Source organism: Paenibacillus sp. NAIST15-1, assembly GCF_001894745.1.
In the GTDB taxonomy this organism is placed as follows: Bacteria; Bacillota; Bacilli; order Paenibacillales; family Paenibacillaceae; genus Paenibacillus_B; species Paenibacillus_B suaedae.
This window is the reverse complement of sequence record NZ_BBYF01000004.1, coordinates 30,643-57,214: the sequence shown is the minus strand read 5'-3', so window position 1 is coordinate 57,214 and position 26,572 is coordinate 30,643. Positions and strand designations below refer to the sequence as shown.

Here is a 26,572-nt window from a genome sequence, read left to right as displayed (position 1 = left end):
TCGAGTGAACCTGAACGAGCAGGAGGGGTAATCCATTGGCTAGTGAACATATTGTGATTAAAGGGGCGCGTGCCCACAACTTGAAAAATATCGATGTGACGATCCCGCGCGACAAGTTCGTTGTACTTACGGGTCTTAGCGGCTCGGGCAAATCGTCATTAGCCTTCGACACGATTTACGCTGAAGGGCAGCGCCGGTATGTGGAGTCCCTATCCGCTTATGCGCGTCAATTTCTCGGGCAAATGGAGAAGCCGGATGTCGATTCTATCGACGGGCTGTCTCCAGCCATCTCAATCGATCAGAAGACGACAAGCCGCAATCCGCGTTCAACGGTCGGTACGGTTACGGAAATCTACGACTATTTGCGTCTATTGTTCGCACGTGTCGGTCATCCACATTGTCCAGAGCACGGTATAGAGATTACGTCGCAAACCGTGGAACAGATGGTGGATCGTATCATGTCGTACCCAGAGCGTACGAAGCTACAATTGCTAGCCCCAGTCATTTCTGGACGCAAAGGGGAGCATAAGACGGTATTTGCTGATATTCAAAAGCAAGGCTTCGTACGGGTTCGTGTGGATGGAGAATTGCGTGATGTGTCCGAGACGATTGAGCTGGAGAAGAATCGCAAGCACAATATCGAGGTTGTTGTAGACCGAATTGTCGTGAAGGAAGATGTACAATCACGTCTTGCCGATTCGATTGAGACAGCGTTGAAGCTGTCAGACGGCAAGCTGATTGTGGATATTATCGGCGAAGAAGAGCTGGTGTTCAGCTCCAATCTGGCTTGTCCAGAATGCGGCTTCAGTATCGATGAGCTTGCTCCCCGCATGTTCTCCTTCAATAGTCCATTTGGTGCTTGTCCGGAATGTGATGGACTCGGTATGAAGATGATTGTCGATCCTGAACTGCTGGTGCCGGATCGTGAGCGCACGATTGAGGATGGAGCCTTTGAAGCATGGGCAGGCAGCACGTCGAACTACTATCCGCAGTTCTTGGCTGCGGTATGTGAGCATTATGGAATTTCTACGGATGTTCCGGTATCACAGTTGGACAAGGAACAGATGTCCAAATTGATGAATGGTACGGGCGGTGAAAAGGTTCGTTTCCGATATGAGAATGATTTCGGTCATAAGAAGGAAGCCTTTGTGCCGTTTGAAGGTATCGTTCATAATCTGGAGCGTCGCTACCGTGAGACGGCATCAGAGGGCATCCGTGAATATATTGAAGGGTTTATGAGTGCGAAGCCTTGCGGTTCCTGCAAAGGGCATCGTCTTCGCAAGGAAAGCTTGGCGGTTACGGTAGGCAGTGAGAACATGGCCTATGTCACCTCGCTCTCTATCGGAGAAGCGCAGCGTTTCTTTAGCGGCTTAGAGCTATCAGAGAAGGAGCAGTTGATTGCGCATCTCATTCTGAAGGAGATTAATTCGCGTCTCGGCTTCCTCGTGAACGTCGGGCTTGAGTATTTGACTTTGAACCGTGCAGCGGGAACGCTATCTGGCGGAGAGGCGCAGCGCATTCGTTTAGCGACGCAGATTGGTTCTAGCTTGATGGGGGTTCTGTACATTTTGGACGAGCCTAGTATCGGTCTGCATCAGCGAGATAATGATCGCTTAATCCAGACGCTGGAGCATATGCGCAACCTCGGGAATACGCTTATCGTCGTTGAACATGACGAGGATACGATGCTTGCTGCCGATTATATTATCGATATCGGTCCTGGCGCTGGAATTCACGGCGGTATGGTTGTAGCTGAAGGCTCGCCGAAGCAGATCATGAAGGATAAGAACTCACTTACCGGGGCTTATTTGAGCGGTCGCAAGTTTATTCCCGTACCTGAGGAACGCCGTAAGACGGATGGACGCTGGCTGGAGGTTCGCGGTGCGAAGGAGAACAATTTGCGCGGCGTTCATGCGAAGATTCCACTGGGCGTCTTCACCGCAGTTACCGGCGTATCTGGCTCAGGCAAGTCGACACTCGTCAACGAGATCTTGTACAAAACGCTGGCACGAGATTTGAACAAGGCGAAGGTGCGCCCGGGTGAGCACAAGGAAATTCGAGGACTTGAGCATATCGATAAAGTCATTGATATCGATCAATCTCCAATTGGGCGGACGCCACGTTCGAATCCAGCCACCTACACAGGTGTATTCGATGATATCCGTGACCTGTTCTCTTCAACGAACGAAGCGAAGATCCGTGGCTACAAGAAGGGACGCTTCAGCTTCAACGTGAAGGGCGGACGCTGTGAAGCATGTCGGGGAGACGGGATTATTAAGATTGAGATGCACTTCCTGCCTGACGTCTATGTACCTTGTGAGGTATGTAAGGGCAAGCGCTACAATCGTGAGACGCTGGAAGTGAAATACAAAGGGAAAAACATCGCAGATGTGCTGGAAATGACGATCGAGGATGCAGTTGAGTTCTTCCAGAACGTTCCTCGTATCCATCGTAAGATTCAGACATTGCTTGATGTCGGCCTTGGCTACATGAAACTCGGACAGCCTGCGACAACATTGTCTGGCGGTGAGGCGCAGCGCGTGAAGCTGGCAGCTGAGTTGTATCGCCGGAGCACAGGCAAGACGATTTACATTTTGGATGAGCCGACTACAGGTCTCCATGTTGCGGATATTGATCGCTTGCTGCATGTGCTGCATCGACTTGTCGATTCCGGTGAATCGGTGCTCGTTATCGAGCACAATCTGGATGTCATTAAGACAGCAGACTATATTATTGACTTGGGTCCAGAAGGCGGCAGCGGCGGCGGAACAATCGTTGCGCACGGAACGCCGGAGCAAGTCGTAACGGCACCTGCGTCTTATACAGGCAAGTACTTGAAGCCGATCTTGGAGCGCGATGCGGAGCGTACGAAGCAGTTAACGAAGAAGGATCGGGAAGCACAGCAAGTGTAGAATCAGCATCGTTTCATTGATGTACGATACAGGCACGGTACGGCTTATAACAGCTGGCCGTGCCTTTTTGTGCAGTTTGTTTTTTGAACGTGTTATTAAATGTGTTTTGGATGTGTGTCAACTGGAATTGCCATTTAACGATCCCATGTCGAGAAATGTTGAAGCAGTTAAGGAATGCAGCAGGAGACCGAGCTATGTATGCCGAAATGGTAGGGCACGATAATGATCTTGCAGAGGATGGTGCAGATGGTACAGCTTCAAGTAGGTTCTTGCAGCGCAAAGGTGCGCGGTATTTTGTTCGACAAGGATGGAACGCTGTTGCAGTTCATTAGCCTGTGGGGCTGGTGGGCGGAGACGGTAATGAAGGGATTGGAACAGGAGCTGAAGCAAGAGGGCGGCTCTTTGCCGGAAGATCCGGGATATATTTTAGGCGTTCACATCGAGCCAGACAGATCGATACGTTCGCATGATCGGCAAGGGCCGCTGGCGATGGGTTCTCCGACGCAGATGATTTCGATCGCGACTTATTTGCTCTATAAAGAAGGAGTACCATGGAACCGCGCTGTGCAGCGGGTAACAGCGGTGTTTGAACAGGCGAATGAACAATTGCTGGAGCATGCTAATATTATTCCGGTAACAGGCGTTGTGCCTTTTCTGGAACTCTGCCGTCAGCATGGACTTAAGATGGCGGTTGTGACAGCAGATGATAAGGGGCCATCTGAGCAGCATTTGGAGAAGATGGGAATCCGCCATTATTTCGATGCGGTCGTTGGCGATGATTGTGTAGCTCAAGGGAAGCCTTATCCGGACATGGTGGAGCTGGCCTGCCGAGAGATCGGTCTAGAACCACATGAGATAGCTGTGATCGGAGATTCGGTTGGGGATATGGAAATGGGACACGCTGCTGGCTCAAGTCTTCAAATCTTCATTGATGAAGCGAATCAATTTGATACAGCGCCTGAATCCGCAGATGTGATGATTCGTTCTTACGAGGAGATTCAACTGAAGGACGACGAGTAAGAGGCATAAGGCAACTTACATCACATGTTAGGCTGAATCATGTTACGATAAGTAATGTTAGGAGTAATGATAGGCAAGTCATTTTTAGCTAAGGCGATTAATCGTACGAAGGCTGCAGTATAATAATCGCAGAGTATGGTGCATGCTGGACGAAGACAAGTAATAATGCAGAACTTTTCTCAATAAATCATATGCTGTGAAATGAAGAGACCAGCCAGAGCGCTTAGCTAAGGTTGGTCTCTTGTTCATAACAGGGGAGGCTGGTGCGGGGTGGATGTATTCTCTCTCATTAGGCTTAGCCGATAGGAGCAGCTAGAATCTCGGTCAGACGCTGCTGGAACGCGTCTGCACCGACACGGAGGAAGAAATGATGGAATGTCTCATTCGCTTTGCGCTCCTCTTTATAGAAGCGAAGGAGCCGTTCTAGGACGTATGGGACGTCGTCGCCCTTTACACGCCCTTTCAACGTTGTGTTGAAACGGGCATTCGGGCCGAGTATGCCGCCGACTGCGATATCGAAAGCATCGACCATGCCTTGCTCCGTCTTCACGAGAGAGCCTTGTAAGCCGATGTCAGCGACATGCTTCTGACCGCAGGCGTTTGGACAGCCAATGAAGTGAATGCGAATACGTTCATCCAGATCGGTGATATGCTCATCCAAATAGTCAGCTACGCGTCTCGCGCGTTCCTTCGTTTCTACGATCGCTAGGTTGCAGAATTCGTTGCCTGTGCATGATACCGTCCGGCTCATGAATGGCTTAGGATGTGGAGTAATGCGCTGCAGCACGGGTAGAGCAAGAACCTCATCAATGTGATTTTCGGGGATGCCAGTCAGAACAATGTTCTGGGACATCGTTGTCCTCAGTAATCCGTCACCGTATTGTTCAGCTGCTTCAGCCAGCTGACGGAACTCTTGGCTATCCAACCGGCCAATTGGCACGTTGAGTCCAATATAGAAGAGACCGTTCTGTTTCTGCGGGTGTACGCCGTCGAAGTAAGCTGCTTGCCAGCCGACGGTTTTATCTTCGCCACGAGTAGGGAACTTGCCAATCAGCTCTTCTAAGCGATTCTGGAAAGCCTCTATACCCCAAGCCGCAATAAGGAACTTCAGACGGGCATGATGGCGCTTCTCACGGAATCCATTGTCACGGAACAGTGTCGTTACGCCGATGGCGACCTTGAGCACTTCCTCAGGACGTATGAACATATCAAGCTTTTGCGCCAAGTGCGGCTTGGCGGACAATCCACCTCCGACATGGGCGTGGAAGCCAATCACTTCCTGATCATCAATGATTTTGACGGCAGGGGTGAAGGCTAAGTCATTAATTTCAGCATGCGCATTGTTATAGATGTTGGCGGAAATCGACATTTTGTATTTGCGCGGCAAGTTGGAAAAGTCTCGATTCAAGAGGAAAAAATCATTTACTTCATTTACGAGATCAGTTGTATCCATTAATTCATTGGGATCAATGCCAGCAAGCGGATTGCCGACAATCGTTCGCGGGCAGTCGCCGCAAGCCTCATACGAATAGAGTCCAACCTGTTCAAGACGGTTGAAGATATCAGGGAAGTCCTCGACTCTCAGCCAATGGTACTGGATTGCTTGGCGGGTCGTTACGTCTATCAGGCTTCGGCCGTACAACTCAGCGATATCGGCTAGCGTCCGAGCTTGCGCGGCGGACATAATGCCGGAATTGATGCGGATGCGCATCATGAAATGTCCGTCCTTCGGTTTCTGCTCATAGACACCGGCCCACTTGAAACGACCTTTGTCATCTTCGGGGATGGATTCATAGCCTTGCTGTGCATACGTTTCAATAATATCGCGAATGACATCAAGACCGTCCTTCTCCATTTTGACAAACTCAAACTTATTCAGCTTCCCAGGGTCTTGCATCCAAATCGGATCATAAGCCATTGGCAGTCCCTCATTCCCTTTAACTTGTTTATTCCGATATAAATAGTATGTTTTATAAGTGAGGTAATCGTAACATATTTCCAGCAAGGCGACAATGCATGGTGAAGACAAGTGCTATTACAATTTCTGATGAATGCATTCAATATCTCTTATGAATGGCAACAGGAGAATGAAGCCAAGTAAAGTGAAAGGCACAGGTACGGCATGATGTGGCGAAAACATGTCCATCTAATCTCTCACTCAATGACATCTATCATGCAGGATTTCAGTGACAAGGGATAAATCATGAAATATTGGTGACAATCTTGTTAAATATGAAAAATTTGCCTTGATTCTTTTGCTGGGTAAATATAACATAGATGCATATGAGTATAATGCACGTGTAGAGGGAGGTCACACCATGTTTTTGGCCGAAGCAGCACAACAGAGCGAAAGCACCTATCAGCATTTTGATTTATTTATGATTGCGTTTACTTTACTCTTGATCTGGGCAGTTCTACGCCAAGTCAAGCAGCGTCCTCGCAACCTATTTGCGCTCGGCTTCGCCGTTGTGAGCTTGCTTGTCTTTTTATACGCGGATTGGGTAATGGTGCAGGGTTGGTAATCGCCATCAAGCCTTTGAACAATTGATCTTCACATAACACATAAGGCGATACATACATGTCCTACAGACAGACTCCTTGGTGGATATCATCAAGGAGTCTTTTTTTCTTGCATATGATCTAAGGTTAGAGGAGAATGGAAGCATAGAGATTGGAATGCCCTGATTTCATAGGGGGCAAGAGGAGGAGCAACCGGATGGTTGGGCAAGCGAAGAGAACACATACAAACCATGCATCAGAAGTGAAGTTATCTAGAAAGATGGGGAGAAACAGAATTGCGCTATTTATCGTTTCCTTACTGATTGGAGCATCTGTTCTGCCAACTGCGGCAGGTGCTGAGGCGTCATTTCGAGCCGTGAAGGTGAAGGACAAGGTATATGTAGAAGCGGAGGCGCTTGAGCAGGTAGCCGGCGGCAAAGGTACATATGATAGCAAGTCGAATACATATCAGTACAAGCCTAATGATATTCCTACTATTGTGGAAAAGGTAAGCCCATCCGTTGTATCGATTATTGGCCGTCAGATCGATGCGGAAGATGATTCAGACAACTGGCTGTCTCACGGAACGGGAGTCGTTGTGCGCAAGGATGGATGGATTGTTACAAATGCGCATGTCATTTTGGCCTTGCAGAAGCCAGTGGTCGTAACACCGGAAGGGAAATCCTATCCGGTAAGCAAATGGTTCGCTGATGAGGAAAGTGATATTGCCCTGATTAAAATCAATGCACAAAACATGAAGCCTGTCACATTTGTACGTTCGAACCCAACACTTAAGGTGGGCGAAGGGGTCGTTGCACTTGGAACACCGGTATCATTTACACTGCGCAATTCTGCGACTTCCGGGATTATTAGTGGTATTGATCGGGCTGTCGATTCAAGCTACAAGCTGATTCAGACGGACGCAGCTATTAACCCCGGCAATAGCGGAGGGCCACTCGTGAATATGCGCGGTGAAGTGATTGGCATCAATTCGATGAAATTCGCTGCTGTAGGGATCGAGAATATGGGATTTGCGATACCGTCTGACACGGTAAACATGATCGTGCAGCACTTTTTCAAATATAGCAAGGTGAAGCGGGCCTCGATTGGCGTTGAGCTGGAAGAGAGCTGGGCTGCGTATGTGGGGTTGCCGACAGATGTTCCGATCAAGGTTACGAGTGTTGTAAGCGCCCAGGCGAAGAAGGCAGGCATAACGGAAGGCGATGTGCTGTATGCCATTAACGGTAAGCCGGTGAAGACCCTTGTCGATGTGCATGAGGCACTGAAGTCATTTTTGCCAGGGCAGCAAGTAAAGCTGACGATGCAGTCGAAGGGGAATCTTGTTGCGAAGATGGTAGTGCTGAGTGAAGCAGTAAAGCCTGCTGTTAAGGAGAAGTCAGCAGAAGCTGATAAGTAATGTAGAAGTGCATGAAAACTGAAGGGAATATTTCATAGATGAAGAGCGAAGGGGAGAGTGCTTCATATGGGGAACACGATTCGATATCCGTTCTCGAGCCATCATTGGCGGAAGAGTGTAGCGATTATGACAATAGCAGCCGTTGTTTCAGGTACGGCAGCTTGGAACGTGTCTCCGTCTCCGGCTGTGGCAGCAACTGCCGCGGCTGGGCAGCAGGAGATGCTCCGATTGAAAGTGGGCAGTACGAGTGCGACATGGAACGGTGAGAAGTTAGCGATTGTGAAGCCATACGTTCGTCAAGGAACAACGATGGTGCCGCTTAGTATCTTCACGAATGTGTTCGATGCGGCCTTGAAATGGGAACAGGATAATGCAGTGATATTGGAAAGCGATGCTGTCTCCATTCGGATGCGAATCGGCCAGAAGCAGGCGATGCTGAACGGCAAGCTTGTCACACTGGCAGTAGCCCCGGAAATGACTGGCGGTACTGCGATGGTGCCGTTGAAGCAGCTGGCACAAGCTTTTGGTGCAACTTATTCGGTGGATAAGGATAAATCGATTGTATTGCGCTGGAAACAGGCAGGAAATCTTGCAGGTGCTGCTGTAGATGTGAGTGCAAAGGCTGCGCGTGTCGGAGATTCCTACTATCAATGGAATATGGTACTCCCTAAGGGCTGGACGCATGAGAGCTTATCCCCTGAGGAGTTCGCTGTTATGTTTGCAGATCCAACAGAACATGTCTATGTAACAATCAATGCGCTGGATTGGGCATCGAAGCCGCTTGAGCATTGGGCAGATACATTTAAGGGGCAAGCGTCGGAGCAGCAATTAATGGAGTATCTTCAAGCGGAAGAGTTAGACGATGAGTCAGGAATGTATGAAGCGAGCACGGGCAAGGTCGATGGGATTGCCTATGCACAATCTATCTTTATAAATGAAGAGGATATGTACTTAGCGCGTGTGTTCAGCTCCAACGGCAAGCGATATATCGTCCGTATATTTGATGCAAATGCGCAACGACCGAAGCAGATGCTGCAGTACGTTCCGTTCATAAATACGTTCCGTCCGAGCTTTTCCGCTGGTGCTGCAACCAATATCAGCTCGGTGAAGGACGGCTACCGCAATACGGAGTTGTGGGGCAAAGGGCTGACAATGGATTTGCCGGTAGAGTGGGCATCGTCTGATACGTATTTCCAATCATATGGGTCGAAAAATTGGGAACAGTCTGTCAATTACAATATTGCGACTGCTGCACCTGGTTTGACGCTCGACCAGTTTGCAAAAAATCATTTATCTTATTTGAAAAAGACCACCAAGTCTGAGTATTTGCAGGTCGATCCTGAGCAGGACGTAAAACTTGCAGATGGGAAAATGGCAAAATCCATTAAAATAAAAAGCAAAGTCGACGAGAAGAACTGGAAGGTGAGCATGCATTTGCTCGTTGTCGATCAAGGTGTGCAATATTTGATGATCTATCATTGTCCGGATAATTCAGAGGGTATTTCTCTTGGAAACCGCTTGTTTTCCTCGGTGAAGGTTGATGGAAGTGTGAAGAAAGATCTTGAAAGTCCCGAAGACTTCCCGAAAGGGGAAGACTGGTACAAGGACTGGTCTGTCAGCTCACCTCGCAAAGCTCCGAATTATGGATTTACCTTGCAGGTACCGGATTGGTGGACGAGCGGGTTCTATGCTTGGGGAGAAGAGAACTATGATGTTGAATTGGACGAAGGCATGATTGCTTATTATTCACGGCCGGATAGTGATTTCTCCGTGTATGTCGATCAAGTGCGAACAGTAGAAGAGGCGCTTGCAAGATGGGAAGATTACTATAAAGGGGAAGGCGACACTAAGGTTGAGATCGTGAAGCAAGAGAAGACGACGGTTCAAGGCAATAAAGCTTATGCGGTCGAGATGAAAGTATTCAGCGAGGCCGGTCAATTGAGCTTCACCGTGAATTTGCTGTTAATTGCGCGTGAAGGCAAAGTATTCTCACTCGGGTATTCAATGGAGGATACGGCGCGAACACCAGAACTGCTTGACTCTTTCAAGCGTACGATGGAATCCTTTCAATTTACGGAGCAAGTGACGAATAAGAAGTCATGATGCAGACAGCATCCTAGCCAAGCTATGGCGGGATGCTTTTCTTTTTCTTACGTGTGCAGCTGGTTGTCTAGTTGTAGGTGGAAATGTCCTTACGCGACTCTGCTTCGAGCAAGCTTACGTGCAGGTATGCGGCATAGTGAGCAGGAAGTTCTAGCCTATGCTGGAGTTTCGGCGTAAAGATCGCTATACTAATTGAAGCATATTTAAATAAGTAGATAGAGATGACCGCATCATGCGGCAATGGATAAATTAGCTTGGAGGATGAGCATGTCGACAATTAAGCAAGGGATACAGCGTGGAGATATTGAGCTGCTGGCGCCGGCTGGCGATTGGGATTGCATGCGTGCCGCAGTGGCAAATGGCGCGGATGCGATCTTTTTCGGAGTAGAGAAGTTCAATGCACGTGCGCGTGCGAACAATTTCCGGATGGATGATTTGCCAGACATTATGGCGTTTTTGCATAGTTATGGGGTTAAAGGATTTCTGACGTTTAATATATTGGTGTTTGAAAATGAGCTTGAGGATGCAAAGGGGCTTATCGAGGCTTGTATTGATGCGGGTGTAGACGCGGTTATCGTACAGGACTTGGGCTTGGTAAAAATGATTCGTGAAATTTCGCCTGACTTCCCGATTCATGGCTCAACACAAATGACGATTACGTCGCCAGAAGCGGCTGATTTTACGAAGCCGTATGGCATGGAACGTGTTGTGCTTGGCCGTGAGAACAACCTGAAGCAAATTCAAAAGATCGGTGAAAAGGCCAATGTACCGATGGAAGTGTTCGTGCATGGTGCGTTGTGCGTGTCCTACTCTGGACAATGCTTAACGTCCGAAATGTGGGGCGGCCGTTCGGCGAACCGCGGTGAATGCGCGCAGGCTTGTCGATTGCCGTATGACATGATGGTTGACGGGGAGCATCAGCCGATGGGCGATGTGACGTATTTGCTGTCGCCGAAGGATTTGGCGGCGATTGATATTGTGCCGGAGTTGATTGAAGCGGGTGTCACGTCCTTCAAAATTGAAGGCCGCATGAAGCAGCCAGAATATGTGGCGAACGTGGTGAGCAAGTACCGCAAAGCGATTGATGACTATTTCGATGGCAATTGGGCAGGCCCTTCTAAGGAAGAAGTTCGCGAGCTTCAGCAAAGCTTTTCTCGCGGCTTCACGCACGGCTTCTTGAAAGGGACGAACAACAAGCAGCTTGTGGACGGAACGTTCCCGAAGAGCCGCGGTGTATATGTGGGTACGGTGCAGCAGGTGCTGCGTGACGGTGTCGTATGTAAATTGGAAGCACCTCTGAAGCGCGGAGACGGCATTGGCTTTGATGCCGGTGATCCGACGAAGAAGGAAGAAGGCGGACGCATCTACGATTTGCGTCGTCAAGGCGTGAAGCTGGAAGGCGAAGCGGAGGAAGGCTGGATCGTGGACATCGTGCCAGGACGTAATGATGTGGACTTGCGCCGTGTTCATGTTGGGGATCGCATTTGGAAGACGAGCGACCAGGCGCTCGATAAGCGCATGCGTGCCACGTTTGAGACGGACAAGCCATACCGTGTCTTCCCTGTGCATGTACGCGTAGAAGGCCGTGCTGGAGAGCCTCTGCGTACGTGGTGGACGGACGTGCAAAAGGGTACAGTCGTTCAAGTGGATTCGGAGCTTCCGCTTGAGGTTGCACAAAAACGTCCAATGGACGAGGCACTTCTTCACGAGCAGCTCGGACGACTTGGTGGAACGGTATATCAGCTTGAGGCATTGGAAGCGGCGCTGGAAGGCGATGTCATCGTTCCGATGCGCGAATTAAATGCGATTCGTCGCCGTGCTGTAGAGAAGCTTGCAGGCGAGCGTCCGAAGCCGCCGGTATACGTGAAGCACGATATCGCGGCTATGGGAGATGTCGTTAAGGAGCAGACACCAGTGCCATTTGGTGGTGCTCAGTTGACAGCGATGTGCCGCAACTTGGAACAGGTACAGGCTGCCGTGAAGACAGACGTATCGTTGATCTACGCTGACTTTGAATTCATTAAGCAATTCCCGGCTGCTATTGAAGCATGCCGCGCAGCAGGCAAGCCGATTGCATTGGTAACGCCGCGCATTCATATGCCGAACGAGAACGGATACCATCGTAACATCTTGAACTTGAAGCCGGATGCAGTGCTCGTACGCAACACGGGTGCACTGAATTACTACCAGTTGGAGAAGGCGGATTGGGAGAGCAAGATGGTGTCATCCGGGCTGCCTAGCCAAGAGGTTATGGAGCAGGCTGCAAATGATCCGCAGCTGGCCATCTGCCCGAGCAAGCCAGAAGGCGAAATGTTCCCGCAGCTGATCGGGGACTTCTCCTTGAACGTGGCGAACCATAAGACGGTACAGCTGTTCAAAGAAGCGGGATTGGATCGGATTACGCCTTCGTATGACTTGAACATTCAGCAAATGGTCGATATGCTGCGTCATGCAGATACGTCGATGCTGGAGATTGTTATTCATCAGCATTTGCCGATGTTCCATACCGAGCATTGCGTGTACTGCACGTTCTTGAGCGAAGGAACAGACTACACGAACTGCGGCCGTCCGTGCGAGGAGCATCGTGTATCGCTGCGTGACCGCATTGGCATGTCCCACCCGGTTCGGGTAGACGAAGGGTGCCGCAATACGGTTTACAACGCGATCGAGCAGTCGGGCGCGGAGTATTTGATTAACTTCTTGGAGCTTGGCGTTGGCACTTACCGTGTCGAGTTTTTGGAGGAAACGCCAGAGCAAGTGCAAGAGGTAATCGACCTGTACGGCCGTGCACTTCGCGGTGAAATCAGCGGCACGGAAGTATGGCGCAAGCTGAAGGCAACGAACCAACTCGGCGTAACGCGTGGACAGTTAGTGAAGTAAGTAGTGGTTATTAACTTAATAACGTAAAGTTACAATAATCGACTCGACCCGGATGGAATGTGTAGTGAACTGCATGGAAATCTGGGTTCGAGTCTTTTTGTTAGGGAAGTCCATTTTGAGCTTGTGTCTTTTGCTGATTATGGTTAGATTAAACCCATTACTAGATCAATGTACGTTATCTTGTTGAGTATATTTCTTGAGCGCTTTTCATGTATACTAAAGATAGCATCAGGTATGAACGGATGAAGATGGATGATCGTTAGAGATTGGAGAGACTTGAGATGAAGATTAGAAAGGCAATTATTCCAGCCGCGGGGCTGGGTACGCGCTTTTTGCCTGCAACAAAAGCAATGCCAAAAGAAATGCTGCCGATTGTAGATAAGCCGACGATTCAGTACATTGTAGAAGAGGCAGTAGATTCCGGCATCGAAGATATCATTATTGTTACAGGTAGGGGAAAGCGGGCTATCGAGGATCATTTTGATAATTACTTTGAACTCGAGCATAACCTGTTGGAGAAAGATAAGCTAGCGCTGTTAGAGGAAGTACGGAAATCCTCCGAGATGGCCAACATTCATTATATCCGGCAAAGAGAGCCACGGGGATTAGGACACGCGATATGGTGTGCTCGTAAATTTATCGGAAATGAACCGTTCGCTGTACTGCTTGGAGACGATATCGTACAAGCTGAGGTACCTTGCTTGAAACAAATGATTGACGTATATGATCGTTACGAATCCTCGATTGTGGGCGTACAGCCAGTCCCTTGGGAGCATGTGTCACGTTACGGACTCGTAGCAGGCCCTTCTGTAGAAGAGCGACTCATTCGTGCAGAACAGCTAGTAGAGAAGCCAGACAAAGAGTCGGCTCCATCGAATTGGGCCATCATGGGACGGTATATACTGACTCCGCGTATATTTGAACTGCTTGAACAGCAGGAGGCTGGAGTCAATGGAGAAATACAGCTCACGGATGCGATTGCACAGCTAAGCGCAGAACAAAGTGTGTTAGCTTATCATTTCGATGGTCAACGGCATGACGTTGGTGAGAAACTCGGCTTTATTGAAACGACTCTGCATTACGCACTGCAGCGTCCAGAGCTGCGGGGAGACTTGTTGGAATATATGAAGCGAATGATTGTTGTGTATGAAAAAGAATAATTGACACATACAAAAAACGGCCCTTTTTACGGGGCCGTTTTTTAAGATGTATTATTTCTCTACTCACCTTTAAATTTAAGTTCAGCGATCTGATCAATTTGATTCTTCTCATCAGGGTTTAAAGCGATTAACTTGTCATACCAAGCTTGATCGATTTGTCCCTGCTGAATGGATGCTGCTACATACCAGCGAGCTAAATCTTTACTATTAGGATCTGTTAAATCCTCTTGAAGATATGGTTTCATCGCTTCTGCAGCTTGCCCAGGTTCGCCCTTCATAAAGTAAGCACGTCCTGCATTCATTGCCATTTGAGTTTTCATATAGAATTCCTTGTTCGGAGTAATCTCTTTTGGCAAAGCTTTTAAGCGTTCAACATTTGCCTTTACATGCTCATATGCGGCAATAACTTCATCAAGATATTTATCTTTTTTATCTGGCGCAGTTGAAACAGCCTTATAACCTTCCCGTACAGTATACTCCATATACTCATTGTACCAGTTCATATCCCAAGGGAACTTGGACGCATTATCGGAATAGACAGTATATATCTGCTCATCCATACCTTTAATCTTATAACCATCAATTAATTGTTGCAATAACGGTTGTTTATGGTACGGATTTGCTGGAATAGCCTTATTCAATACTCGTATAGCTTCATCAAAGAATTGGTCGTTCTTTTGCTGTTTGTAAACTTCGAAGAACAAGTGAGCTTCAAAAGCAGCATACTCAGGATGGGTAGGACGTAAATCCATTGCCTTTTTTAAGTGAACCATGGTTTTATTAAAGTCTTGAGTTTCTCTTACTGTTTGTACAGCATTGGAATATGCACTTGAAGCTTGTACGAATAGAAGAGAAGTAATGAATAATCCTATCCCAACAACTCCGAGTATACTCGCAAATGTAATACGAAGTGAAGTTGGTTTGAACATCTTAATCGGTTTTGCATCAATAGATGCAGCCATTCCTCCAAGAGAGATGAAGACAAGTATACCGATAAAGACATAACTCATATTAAAGTCCATTAAACTGTGAATCAAAATACTTGTTGCAATAATGAAATACAAGAAGTGAGAATCACGTTTATTTTCATCAGATTTAATATAAGTACGAATATAGTTCCAATAAGTATAGATAAGAAAAACAAATAAAATCAGTATACCGACAATACCTGTTTCAACCAAGTACTGCATGAAATAGCTGTGTGCTTGGCGAGAAGTATAGGAGTAATCTTGGTACTTTTCAAATAGTCCGTACCAAGCTCCACCGCCAGCGCCAAGCAGTGGATAGTCTGCGAGAACCTTGATGGAATCCTTATAGAAGGTTATCCTTTCCAATACGCTGTGCTGTTTCAAGTTGATTGTTTCTAATCGAGTTGAGATGTTTTCAGGCAGCATATTTTTTGCATCAGTGCCAATTAATATAAACAATAGTGTTCCAGCAAGCAAGGCCCCGCCAACAGGAATGAGCAACGTACCCCACTTTTTCTTAGACAATCCTGAAGTAAGATTTTCTAGCCAAGGTGCAACCCAACGTTCCAGTACATAGGAAACCGCAGCTGAAAGAGCAGACCCAAGAATAACGTATGCCCATCCTTTGAATGATGCAGAAGATGAAAACTCATTTTGAACTGTTAATCCAATCTCTGTAACAGGATTAAGAATCAGTAAAGTGATAATTCCGCTTACAGCCAAGTGTAGAATCCATGTCAATTGACGATATGGCTTTAGAAAAACTAGAACGACTATGAAAGCTACTGGTAATAGGAGTAAACCACCACGTGACAAAGTCAGGAACATAGATAGAAGTATTGGAACCAGCATAAATGCATGTCCAGAATTTTCCCACCATGTACGTGATTTTCCTACAAAGAACAATGCTGCTAGAAGAAATGCCATTAAAAATCCGGCATATGTATTCGCATATTGGAAGATGGAGGCTAATCGTGCGCCGTTAGAGTCAAGCATAACAGCATTGAAGTATGCACCAGAATCAGTTAAAGGCACACCAAGCCACTTCACAAGTAATGTAACAGTTGGGCCATTACCTAGCCAATGGAATAGTCCGAAGAATACAATAATGTAAGAAATTATCATCAAAGATAGATTTAATATTCGATTAAGGGCACCATCTTGCGCTATAATAGATGAAGCAACAAAAAATATACCGTATACGAACATTATAAGCAGCATATTAACTGCTAAATACTGCGAAACTGCGTTAATCATCGATAACGCGTAAGTTGCTGGCAACATAAACACTAAAATAGACAAAGTATCTTTATGACTAGTCCATTTCAGTTGTTTCCAAGATATCGCAATAGCAAAGATGGCTATTAAAGCCGAAATTAGTGCCGTTACATATATTGGATGCTCATACTCTACGATTTGTGCATTAAATAATGCAACTCTAAACGAGGACCAAAGTAAAAATAAAATGACGACTCCAAGCAGCAACCAAGGCGCTTTGGAGCCTTCGTTGTTTTTCTTGGCTTTAGAGCCAGTATATCCATAAGTCGACAATTTTTACGCTCCTTTACTCACAAATTATAAACTTAATTTTAGCATAAAACATGAATGACGCGGTAATATTCATTTTTAATAAGGGTTGATTCTTGATTTTATGCGATTGAAACACATTCTTCCATTAAACAAAAATTGAATTTGTAATGGTTTATCATATTACTACTGTATATAATATCGAAGGATAACATTTTAAATCATACGGATCTACATAAATTGCGTTGTTTTTACAACTTGTGGAGGGTTATTAATGTTCGGGAAAGTTTTTGCTGATTCTAAAAAATATAGTTTTCTTATCTCACAGTTAATTGGAAGGGACTTTAAAACAAAATATAGAAGGTCAGTGTTGGGGGTGCTATGGAGCCTATTAAATCCACTATTAATTATGGTAGTGCAATATATGGTGTTTTCCACGTTATTTCGGTTTGATGTCCCTAACTATGCCGTGTATTTGCTTAGTGGGATAGTAATGTTTAACTTTATGTCTGAGGCAACATTACAATCTATGACTTGCATTGTACAAAATGCTTCTCTTATTAATAAAGTTTATGTGCCTAAATATATATACCCATTTTCTCGTGTTTTGTCGAGCGGTGTGAACTTTCTATTTTCGTTGTTAGCACTATACACTGTTATTGTTGTCACTGGTATGCGAATTACGTATCATCACGTAGCATTAGTTTATGGAATAGGTTGTATGTTCATTTTTATTTGTGGACTATCATTCTTGTTGGCAGCAATGATGGTTTTCTTCCGTGACACTCAGTTTTTGTACAGTATCGTTCTAACAATTTGGACCTATATGACGCCAATTTTCTATCCAGAAAGTATTTTGCCTAGTTCGATAATGTCCATCATCAAGTTTAATCCCATGTATCATTTTATAAGATTTATACGGGTAATTATATTAAATAATGGTTTCCCTGATCCGAAGGCATGGTTATTATGTGCCGTGTTTGCAGTTGGATCGCTCCTAATTGGCATATTTGTATTCAATCGAAGTCAAAATAAATTTATTCTTCATCTGTAAGAGAGGGATCAGCTTGATTAAAGTAGACAATGTAACTATGAAATTCCGGATGGCAAACGATCATGTTACAAGCCTTAAGGAATTCTTGGTTAAAAAGATAGCGGGAAAACTAGAGTATAAAGACTTCGTAGCTTTGAAGGATGTTTCATTTTCTATAGAAAAGGGCGAAGTTATAGGGATTGTTGGGAACAATGGTGCCGGAAAAAGTACTCTTTTGAAAATTATTTCGGGGATTATATATCCTACTTCCGGCAAGGTAGTTGTTGATGGGAGTATCGCACCAATGCTTGAATTGGGGGCTGGATTTGACGTTGATTTGACCGCAAAAGAGAATGTTTTTCTGAATGGGGCGGTACTTGGGTATTCAAAGGAATATTTGCTAGAACGTTATGAAGATATCGTAGAGTTTTCGGAATTACATGAATTTATGGATACCCCTATTCGGAACTTTTCTTCGGGTATGATTATGCGGCTTGCATTTTCAATTGCAACACTTGTTAACCCCGATATTCTAATAGTTGACGAAATTCTCTCTGTTGGAGATGCAAATTTCCAGAAAAAAAGTGCAAAAAGAATGCGGGAACTAATGAGTGGAGGAACGACCGTAATCTTGGTCTCTCATAGTATTGAGCAGATTAGAGAAATGTGCTCCAAGGTCGTTTGGTTGGATAAGGGTATCGTACGCATGGTTGGCAATACGCGTGATGTTTGCAATGCATATATTAAACATACCAAGCAAGGACTTTTAGCAGAATATAAGAATGAAGTTTCAGAAAATGAAATGCTTGAATGGAAAAAGACACTGTACACGCCAACGACTATAGAGAAACTAGGCGAAGAATACTTTATAGTGGATTGTTGGCACCATCGAGTAATTTATAATAATAATTTAGTTGATCCCATAGAAAAATGGAGTACTCTCTCAGATAATATAGGTGATCCGCATTCGATTGCTAGTGATGGTACTGTTTATTTAATAGAGGATACCGAAAATAATGAAGTAAAAGTGTTTCGAAGAGAGGGTAATAATTTTAGGCTTACGCAAATAATTGAACGTATAGGACAGAGACCTAATAGAATAGTTTATGATTCTAATAAAAAATTATTCTATGGTATTTCAGCGATGTCCCAACAGATATTTGTTTTGAGACATGACGGTGACGAAGTTGTTACGGAAAAAGTTATACGATTGGGATACTTAATGGAGAATTCATATATTCGATCAATAAGTTTGATTGATGAGGAACTTTACTTTGTTTCTGGTCCGGGCAAAATCATTGTTGCAAACTACTTAAATTCATCTTTTGATAAAATTCGTGAATACGATGTCCCTTTTGAGTTGAGAGGGATGAATGATATTACGAAAATTGGTTCGTACTATTATATTACTGTATATCAAGATGGGGCCAACAAGATTGCACCTAGACTAGTAAGGACTCGCGATCTGAAGGGTTTAATCAACTCTAATTATGAAGATGTGTACGATACATTACAAATACAGGGCGTCCCGTATAATTTCTCTCATTTTGATGGAAGAACATTTGTAACGGAAATTGATTCTTGTTCTGTAATTAAATCATTTCGTATAGAAGAGGATGAAATAAAGGATATTCAGATACATTATGATGAAGGAATTCCTACACAATCATCTTTACAAAGAAGACATGGTAATTAATATAGGCAAGCCAGTTTAAATGTGAGACCAAAGGATTGGAGGGTGTTATATGGCGAGATTAAATCTCAAGTATTACAAAAATGAAACCGAATATTCGGACGGAGCTGCGGTTGAAGATGAAATTCTTGAGATTGTTCGAAATAAAGGCGATAACGTTCTCAAAGAGCTTGGGAGTGTTAGTTGGCCAATATTTTATCATCTTTCTCATTTAAGAGAGAATATTCTTAATTGGTATCCGTTTAAGAAGGACTGCACAATATTAGAGGTGGGATCCGGGTGTGGAGCTATTACCGGATTATTATGTAATAGGGCTAAGTATGTTGCATCAATTGAATTGACAGAAAAGCGGGCAACTATTAATTATGAACGTCACAAAGATTGTGACAATTTAGAAATATTCGTAGGGAATCTGAGTAGCATACAAATTGAAAATAAGTTTGATTATATAGTTGTAAATGGTGTTTTAGAATATGCAGGCGGATTTATCTCGGGAGATAGGCCCTACGAAGAGTTCATTAACATGCTCACAGACTATCTAACGGAAGATGGAGTTATACTAATTGCAATCGAAAATAGGTTGGGATTGAAGTATTTCTCTGGTGCAAAAGAGGATCATGTAGGGAAATTATTTGCCGGTTTAAATGGGTACCAAGAAGATGACCATGTTAGGACATTTTCTCAAAGTGAGATAACAAAATTGATTGAGAACTGCAATTTAACGATTGAACAATTCTATTACCCTTATCCTGATTATAAGTTCCCAGAAGTTATTTATACGGAAAAGGGATTTAGCAAAGTTCCTCTTTCGTATGACGTTCATAGTTACGATACTGAGCGATACATGTTCTTTGATGAAATCGAAATGCAAAATCTCCTTGTCAAAGAAGGAGCGGGAGCTCCTTTTTCTAATTCATTTTTAATCGATGTACGCAAGAAAAAACAAATAGTAGAAAAAAATGACGAAGATTTATTATACGTCAAAATAAATTCTAACAGAGATGATGCGTTTAAGATTTGTACAACCATCTATGAGCAAGAGGGGAAATTAAAAGTAAAGAAACAAGCTCTCTCAACCGAATCAATCGGCCATTTAGAACAAATGATTCGTTACTATCAGCAATATAATCATTTGGGTCATAATGCTCGTTTATTACCAACTGAAATGGTGGGGGAGGATCTAGTAAGCGATTTTGTAGTTGCTCCTACAATGGAAACAGTATTGTTGGAGAAGGAGAAGATAGGGGATAAGGGCGGCTTTCTTTCAATTCTAAATGAATTTTATTCCTTATTACACTCATTTGGAGAGGTTGAAGTTAATTCATATACAAAAAAGTTTCATGACATATTTGGGCCGGACAAAGCAGATGGAGACTTAGAGTTCACAGCCTTTAACAATATCGATGTTTTATTTGACAACATATTTTATGAAGAACATGAAATAGTGATATTTGATTATGAATGGTTTGTCGATTGCCCATTGCCGGTCAAATTTATTTTTTGGCGCTCTGTCAAAGAATATTATGCTAGACATAGGTTCTCAGAACCTTTAATTACAGAAAGAGATATTTATCTACTATTCAATATCTCTGACAAGGAAGTAGCAACTTTTTATAAGTGGGAAGGCCATTTTTCTGCTAACTATGTCAAAATGATGGATAAATCTGCGTACCGAAAGAAAATGATTTCCCTGTCAAATATTGACACCATATTCGATCCAAGCTATTGTACGGCGAATTTGTATGTGGATACTGGAAACGGTTTTAATGATCAGGACAAGTGTCAGGTCATTTACGACAGTAAATCAGAAAGGCTAACGCTTGAATTTAATATTCGGCATTTTAGCAATATCTCCGGATTACGCTTTGATCCGGTTGAAGGGTGCCTATGCTTTTGTAAAATTGAACACGCTGAGATTGATGGGAAGCAGTACGAGATGAGAGCATACAATGCTTTCCCTTTTTCTTCTGACGGGGATCTTTTTTTAACAACAGATCCTGTTTATCTCTTTCTAAAAAATGAATATAGCGGAAATACATTAACAATTCATTTTTCAATGCAAATTTTGAAAGAAGATCAAATATATGAGCAGGTGCGAACTGGGATAGAATGTGAATTAGAGTACCGTGAATTGATCAATGAGGAGCATCATCGGGCACTTTCTGAAATCACAAACAGGTATTCAAATCTAAACAAGGAATTTTCCAATCTTGAGAGCAAATTTGACCATATATCTTTGGAAAAAAAGGCATTAGTACTTGAAAAAGATGCTCTAGAATGTGAACGAGTTATACTAATTCGAGAAAGGGGTATTTTGGAAACTGAACGGGATGCTTGTAAAGCGGAAATTTCCCGACTGGAAATTGATAATCGTTCTTTAATGCTGCAAAGGGATGAATTGTCGAATGAATACCACTCTATATTAAATTCTACGAGTTGGAAGTTAACAAAACCTTTGCGATGGACTCTGGATATACTTAAATCCGGAAAAAAACATACATTAAATCAAACTCGCGAATACTATAAACTTTTAAAGAAAACGAAACACAATATTAAAAGCAATGGGTGGAAGAAAACGATAAAGAAGATCTTCGTCAAGGGACGAGCTAGTATTGCTAACGTTAAAGAATCTGGGAGAATAGCTGACATGGTCCAACAAAGTGATATTTGGCAAAAGATTGAGAACTGGATAGATGAAACTCCTCATAGTTTTATTGATATTTTTCATGTACCAATGGGATGGAATACTCCATTATTCCAACGGTTCCAGCACTTATCATTGCAGGCAGGAAATATAGGCGGAATTTCTTTTTATGGGGCACATCCTTTAGTAGATAAGGATATTGAAGTTTGCGAGTTTGTGACCCCTACGCTTTGTGTCGTCAACTTAGATAATTACGAAGTGAAGAGAAGATTGTTTGAAATTCTAGATAGGAAATCAGGGCTTAAAATAATACGCTTACAATCTATTGATTTAGCAACAACCATTGATGAATTGAAGGCCTTTCAAGACAAAGGATATGCAATTCTCTATGAGTATATCGACGAACTGACGCCTCAGATTACTGGAAATATACCTAAGTTTGTTTTTGATAGGCATGAGTATGTTCTGAAAAATGAAAATATATCTATAGTAGCTACTGCTGATAAGTTGTTCGACCAAGTAAAACCATACCGTGAGCGTAATATGGATATGATAACAAACGGAGTAGATTATGACCATTGGGACATCGATCGAAATTCGATCAAATGTCCTGCAGATATCCAGGAGGTTGTGAATGAAGAGAAGATAATTATTGGCTATCACGGAGCTCTGGCGCAATGGATTGATTATAGCTTGCTTAAAAGGTTAGCAGATGATAAAAGATTTATTTTACTGTTAATAGGGTATGAACATGACGACCACTTGCAAGAAAGTGGACTCTTAGAATATGAAAACGTTAAATATATCGGATCAAAACCTTATTCGGATTTGAGTCAATATGCAGCGTTTTATGATATTGCTATTTTACCCTTTATCGTGAATGATATAACGAAATCCGTTTCGCCTGTAAAAATCTTCGAATATATGGCACAGCAAAAACCCATAGTCACCTATGCATTGCCAGAGTGTCTTAAATATAAATCTTGTTTAATTTCTTATACTCAAGATGAATTTATTGATAACATAAATAAGGCAATAGAACTGCGATATAGTGAAGAGTATTGTGCGGTATTAAAACAAGAAGCTCTAGAAAACACATGGAAAGCTATTACAGAGAAATCGATAGACTTGGTCAAAAACAATCATGTTAACCAAATAAGGCAGGGAAATGAATTGGACAGCACTAATAAGACTGTAGAGATATCTTCTGCTACAACACCTCCACAGGAGAAAAGGTATTATCGCACATTAAAAAAGATATTTTGGAAAATCCCTATAATGCCGCCTAAGATGAAAGAAAGATTTTTATTTAAGGTGAAAAAAACGATAAATCCATCACTTTTGTCTTATGTACCTACTGAACAAGAAACTTTGGGTACTGATTTAACTATGGAAGTTCCGGTTGATGTGGCAACGGAGTACAATGTGAATCAAGCTAATTATATAGATCAGATATTAAAAATCCCTGACCAAGGCAAGTCATCTCATGTTCCAATTACAGAATCTCCTTATCGTCGACAAGAAGGAGATAATAAAATTATTGCTTATTACCTTACACAATTTCACCCTGATCCACATAACGAACAATGGTGGGGGAAAGGGGTAACAGAGTGGAATAATGTTTGCCGTGCCGTTCCGCAGTTTGTGGATCACTACCAGCCGCGTCTTCCAGGGGAACTTGGATTTTATGATTTGCGACTTAAAGAAAATATGATGAGGCAAGTCGAATTGGCTAAGATGTATGGGGTTTATGGATTTTCCTTTTATTATTATTGGTTTGATGGAGAACGTTTGCTTGAGAAGCCTATAGAGATGTTCTTGGCTGATAAGAGTCTAGATTTCCCGTTCTCTCTTTGCTGGGCAAATGAAAATTGGACGAAGCGTTTTGATGGGACTAATTCCGATGTTTTAATGGAACAACCTAAAAGCGTTGAAAGCTACAAAAACGTGATTCATGACATGGTACGATTTTTGAGGGATAAACGATACATTACTATAAAAGGAAAAAAACTAATAACAGTATATAGACCTGCTTTAATGCCGGAGCCTAATACGGTATTGCAATATTGGCGTGAATATTGTTTAGAGCAAGGAATTGGTGATTTATATATCGTAGCAGTAAAAGAAAATATGGTCGAACTAGATCTATTAGGCTTAGGCTATGATGCGATATCAGAGTTCCATCCGGGAACTGTTTATACAAATTGCAAGAACATAACAAATGATATCGATTTTATACGCAAGGATTTTTCTGGTGAGGTATTTGACTATAAAGATTTAGTAGAAAATCAAAAGTACTTCAAATACAATTTGCCAAAGCTCTATCGTGCCGTAATGCCAATGTGGGATAATACCGCTCGCAGAAACAATAAAGGTATGATCTTCCAAGGAGCGACACCTGCATTATATAAGCAATGGTTGAAAGATGTGATCATGGAAGGACAGAACAGATCCGACCTTGATGATCAAATGGTGTTTATTAATGCATGGAATGAATGGGGAGAAGGTGCTTATCTGGAGCCTGATAAGAAGTATGGATATGCTTATTTAGAGGCGACTAAAGAGGCAGTAGAGGAATCAAGAGTAAAAGCAAAATCCCTATCTGTATCAGGTAAGGCTTAACAACCACTTTATTATTTATTCTTTCAAAAGAAGCATTATATCTTCGATAAATAAGGGGTAGATAGAAAAATGAAGTGGGTTAAGAGTACATTTTCAATTATAAGTGAGGAATCACAGGCATTTTTACAATATATTAGAGCGAATAGAGCATTATGTGGCATTGTAGTATTCTTTGCTCTTATTGCATATGGATTCCCTTTAACACACTTTACTCTATCAATAGATGAAGAAAAGAGTTTGTTTTCAGAATCGATCAATTCAGTTTGGGTTGGACAGGGACGTTTTGGGATAGCTTTGATCAAAATACTTTTCAATAATACGCTTACGAATTCGGTAACCAGTACGTTTTTGGCTGTAACGGCCCTTAGTTTAAGTGGGATAATTTGGGCGTATGTATTTAAGAGTGCGAGTAATGTAAAAGATAAGCCTGGTTTTGATACACCAGGTCTTATCTTAGCTTTGATATTTGTAACATTCCCATCTTTTGCGGAAAACATTGGTTTTTCAATAATGAGCTTTGAACTTGGGATAGGATGGATATTAACTGCTGTAGCTGTTTTACTTATTTTTAAGTGGGCAGTCATGAAAGAAGGTTATTACCATCTATTTTTTGGATTGTTACTAACCACATTTGCTACTTCTATTTATCAATCGTATTTACCTGTGTTTATATGTGGAGTAATTGTATGTTTACTACTTCATTTGATATCTTTACAGAAACGAAATGAAGTTTTGTCTGTAAAATTGTATGTCAATGTGGTTGTTAAATATATTGTTGTTACTCTGATGAGTCTCGTACTCTATAAAGTGATTGATAGTATATTAGGGATATTTATTCCACAATCCGGATATGTATCGAACTTTATAGCTTGGGGAAAGAGTGATACAAAGGAAATAATTATAGGTTTACTAGCGAATTTCAAAGCTTTGATAACAGGGAAATTGATTTACGGCAGTTGGATAATGCTACCTAGTATGATTGTTGTTTTATGTATATTGCTTCTATATATATATAAGTTAATTGTTAAAAAATCTAGTAATGGTAATATGCTAATTATAACTGTCTCACTAATGGGAATTATTAGCATGCCATTTCTAATGTCGATTATACTGGGATCACCTATGCCTATCAGGGTAAATCTTGTATTGACATTGTTCGTATCATTTGTATGGTATTTGTTATTTGTTACAATTGAAAGAACTGTGTTTCACAAGCTAATTGTTGTATTTATTCTGATCGTAAGTTTTAATCAATCCCAATCGTTATCACAGTTGTTCTACAGTGATTATAATAGGTACCAAGAAGATGTTAAGCTGGCCCATCAGATAGGATATAGAATTATAGAATTAGATGTTGGCGAAGCACCTTCCCAGCCAGTTGTATTTGTAGGAAGTCATGTTCAACAGCAAAGGGAAAATATCGTCAAACAAGAGGTCTTAGGATATTCTTTCTTTGAATGGAATGGGGGAACCCCTATTCGGATGAAGAATTTCATGAGTTCGTTGGGTTATGATTATAATGCTCCTACTGATGAACAAACAAATAGAGGAATTGAGATTGCTAATGAAATGCCAGCATGGCCAAACAGAGGATCGGTCGCATTAGTAGATGACATAATAATTGTGAATTTATCTGAAAACATGGGCAAATACAGTTTAGAGTTGTCTCAGGATGAAAACCATAATTCAAGTTCTCAATTATATAGTTTAAAATTAGACAATCCTAATTACTATTATGACATGGAAGTAAGCAAAGATGTTGATGGCCATTTAATTCTCAATTCCAAGGGCGTTGATCCCCAAATTTCTTTTATGCCTGAAAATAAAATAAACAATAGTTCCTTTGATTATATTTTCTTCGAATTTGAATCTAATATTGAAGGAGAACTACAAGTATTCTTAGCACAGGAAAATGAAAGCTACGGAGAAAAATTTAATGGAATAGTTAAGGTGAAGAAAGGTATAAATAAAGTTTATTGTAAGAGACAAAAATTTATGGATAATGTTGTAGCGGTTAGAATCGATCCACCTAATAACTCTACTGTTAAATTGATTGATGTGCAATTTATTAGGTAGAATTATGAAGGTAGTTGA

Annotated in this window: 13 protein-coding genes; 11 read left to right on the top strand and 2 right to left on the bottom strand. The window is 42.7% G+C overall.

The window, feature by feature from the left end:
• Positions 1-35 precede the first annotated feature (35 nt).
• Positions 36-2,912 (top strand): excinuclease ABC subunit UvrA, encoded by a 2,877-nt coding sequence (uvrA, locus tag PBN151_RS11235; protein WP_072729022.1) that lies wholly within the window; start codon positions 36-38, stop codon positions 2,910-2,912.
• A 246-nt stretch (positions 2,913-3,158) separates the two neighbouring features.
• Positions 3,159-3,932 (top strand): HAD family hydrolase, encoded by a 774-nt coding sequence (locus tag PBN151_RS11230; protein ID WP_072729021.1) that lies wholly within the window; start codon positions 3,159-3,161, stop codon positions 3,930-3,932.
• A 295-nt stretch (positions 3,933-4,227) separates the two neighbouring features.
• Here PBN151_RS11230 and PBN151_RS11225 read toward each other — a convergent pair whose 3' ends face one another.
• Positions 4,228-5,850 carry a nitrite/sulfite reductase gene (locus PBN151_RS11225; protein WP_072729020.1) on the bottom strand — a complete coding sequence of 541 codons (1,623 nt, stop codon included), beginning with the start codon at positions 5,848-5,850 and terminating at the stop codon, positions 4,228-4,230.
• Positions 5,851-6,250: 400 nt separating this feature from the next.
• Here PBN151_RS11225 and PBN151_RS11220 point away from each other — a divergent pair, with 400 nt between their 5' ends.
• The 5 genes from PBN151_RS11220 to galU all read left to right on the top strand — a co-directional run bounded on the left by PBN151_RS11220 (position 6,251) and on the right by galU (position 13,991).
• Positions 6,251-6,454 (top strand): DUF2759 family protein, encoded by a 204-nt coding sequence (locus PBN151_RS11220; RefSeq protein WP_021257086.1) that lies wholly within the window; start codon positions 6,251-6,253, stop codon positions 6,452-6,454.
• 194 nt (positions 6,455-6,648) lie between these two features.
• The gene (locus tag PBN151_RS11215; protein WP_227774589.1) at positions 6,649-7,848 is read left to right on the top strand and encodes a S1C family serine protease; all 1,200 of its coding nucleotides are present in this window, start codon (positions 6,649-6,651) and stop codon (positions 7,846-7,848) included.
• Positions 7,849-7,914: 66 nt separating this feature from the next.
• Complete coding sequence (locus PBN151_RS11210; protein WP_072729019.1) at positions 7,915-9,951, top strand: copper amine oxidase N-terminal domain-containing protein; 2,037 nt, start codon at positions 7,915-7,917, stop codon at positions 9,949-9,951.
• Between the two features lie 267 nt (positions 9,952-10,218).
• Positions 10,219-12,831, top strand: coding sequence for a U32 family peptidase (locus PBN151_RS11205; RefSeq protein WP_072729018.1), 2,613 nt, complete (start codon positions 10,219-10,221; stop codon positions 12,829-12,831).
• A 281-nt stretch (positions 12,832-13,112) separates the two neighbouring features.
• Positions 13,113-13,991 (top strand): UTP--glucose-1-phosphate uridylyltransferase GalU, encoded by an 879-nt coding sequence (gene galU, locus PBN151_RS11200; protein ID WP_072729017.1) that lies wholly within the window; start codon positions 13,113-13,115, stop codon positions 13,989-13,991.
• Positions 13,992-14,050: 59 nt separating this feature from the next.
• Here galU and PBN151_RS11195 read toward each other — a convergent pair whose 3' ends face one another.
• Positions 14,051-16,510, bottom strand: coding sequence for an O-antigen ligase family protein (locus tag PBN151_RS11195; RefSeq protein WP_072729016.1), 2,460 nt, complete (start codon positions 16,508-16,510; stop codon positions 14,051-14,053).
• A gap of 250 nt (positions 16,511-16,760) precedes the next feature.
• Here PBN151_RS11195 and PBN151_RS11190 point away from each other — a divergent pair, with 250 nt between their 5' ends.
• The 4 genes from PBN151_RS11190 (at position 16,761) to PBN151_RS11175 (ending at position 26,554) form a co-directional block, all read left to right on the top strand.
• Positions 16,761-17,540 (top strand): ABC transporter permease, encoded by a 780-nt coding sequence (locus PBN151_RS11190; protein ID WP_072729015.1) that lies wholly within the window; start codon positions 16,761-16,763, stop codon positions 17,538-17,540.
• 13 nt (positions 17,541-17,553) lie between these two features.
• Positions 17,554-19,215: an ATP-binding cassette domain-containing protein gene (locus PBN151_RS31885; protein ID WP_227774587.1), complete on the top strand. Its 1,662-nt coding sequence runs from the start codon at positions 17,554-17,556 to the stop codon at positions 19,213-19,215.
• 49 nt (positions 19,216-19,264) lie between these two features.
• Positions 19,265-24,478: a glycoside hydrolase family 99-like domain-containing protein gene (locus PBN151_RS11180; RefSeq protein ID WP_072729014.1), complete on the top strand. Its 5,214-nt coding sequence runs from the start codon at positions 19,265-19,267 to the stop codon at positions 24,476-24,478.
• A 69-nt stretch (positions 24,479-24,547) separates the two neighbouring features.
• Entirely contained in the window at positions 24,548-26,554 is a 2,007-nt protein-coding gene (locus PBN151_RS11175) for a glucosyltransferase domain-containing protein (RefSeq protein ID WP_072729013.1), read from the top strand.
• Positions 26,555-26,572 lie beyond the last annotated feature (18 nt).

What these genes read in the sequence shown, in the direction of transcription:
- PBN151_RS11175 (WP_072729013.1), top strand. Translation starts at nt 24,548, where the DNA reads ATGAAGTGGGTTAAGAGTACATTTTCAATTATAAGTGAGGAATCACAG.
- PBN151_RS11225 (WP_072729020.1), bottom strand. Translation starts at nt 5,850, where the DNA reads ATGGCTTATGATCCGATTTGGATGCAAGACCCTGGGAAGCTGAATAAG.
- PBN151_RS11220 (WP_021257086.1), top strand. Translation starts at nt 6,251, where the DNA reads ATGTTTTTGGCCGAAGCAGCACAACAGAGCGAAAGCACCTATCAGCAT.
- PBN151_RS11180 (WP_072729014.1), top strand. Translation starts at nt 19,265, where the DNA reads ATGGCGAGATTAAATCTCAAGTATTACAAAAATGAAACCGAATATTCG.
- galU (WP_072729017.1), top strand. Translation starts at nt 13,113, where the DNA reads ATGAAGATTAGAAAGGCAATTATTCCAGCCGCGGGGCTGGGTACGCGC.
- PBN151_RS11230 (WP_072729021.1), top strand. Translation starts at nt 3,159, where the DNA reads ATGGTACAGCTTCAAGTAGGTTCTTGCAGCGCAAAGGTGCGCGGTATT.
- PBN151_RS11205 (WP_072729018.1), top strand. Translation starts at nt 10,219, where the DNA reads ATGTCGACAATTAAGCAAGGGATACAGCGTGGAGATATTGAGCTGCTG.
- PBN151_RS11190 (WP_072729015.1), top strand. Translation starts at nt 16,761, where the DNA reads ATGTTCGGGAAAGTTTTTGCTGATTCTAAAAAATATAGTTTTCTTATC.
- PBN151_RS11215 (WP_227774589.1), top strand. Translation starts at nt 6,649, where the DNA reads ATGGTTGGGCAAGCGAAGAGAACACATACAAACCATGCATCAGAAGTG.
- PBN151_RS11210 (WP_072729019.1), top strand. Translation starts at nt 7,915, where the DNA reads ATGGGGAACACGATTCGATATCCGTTCTCGAGCCATCATTGGCGGAAG.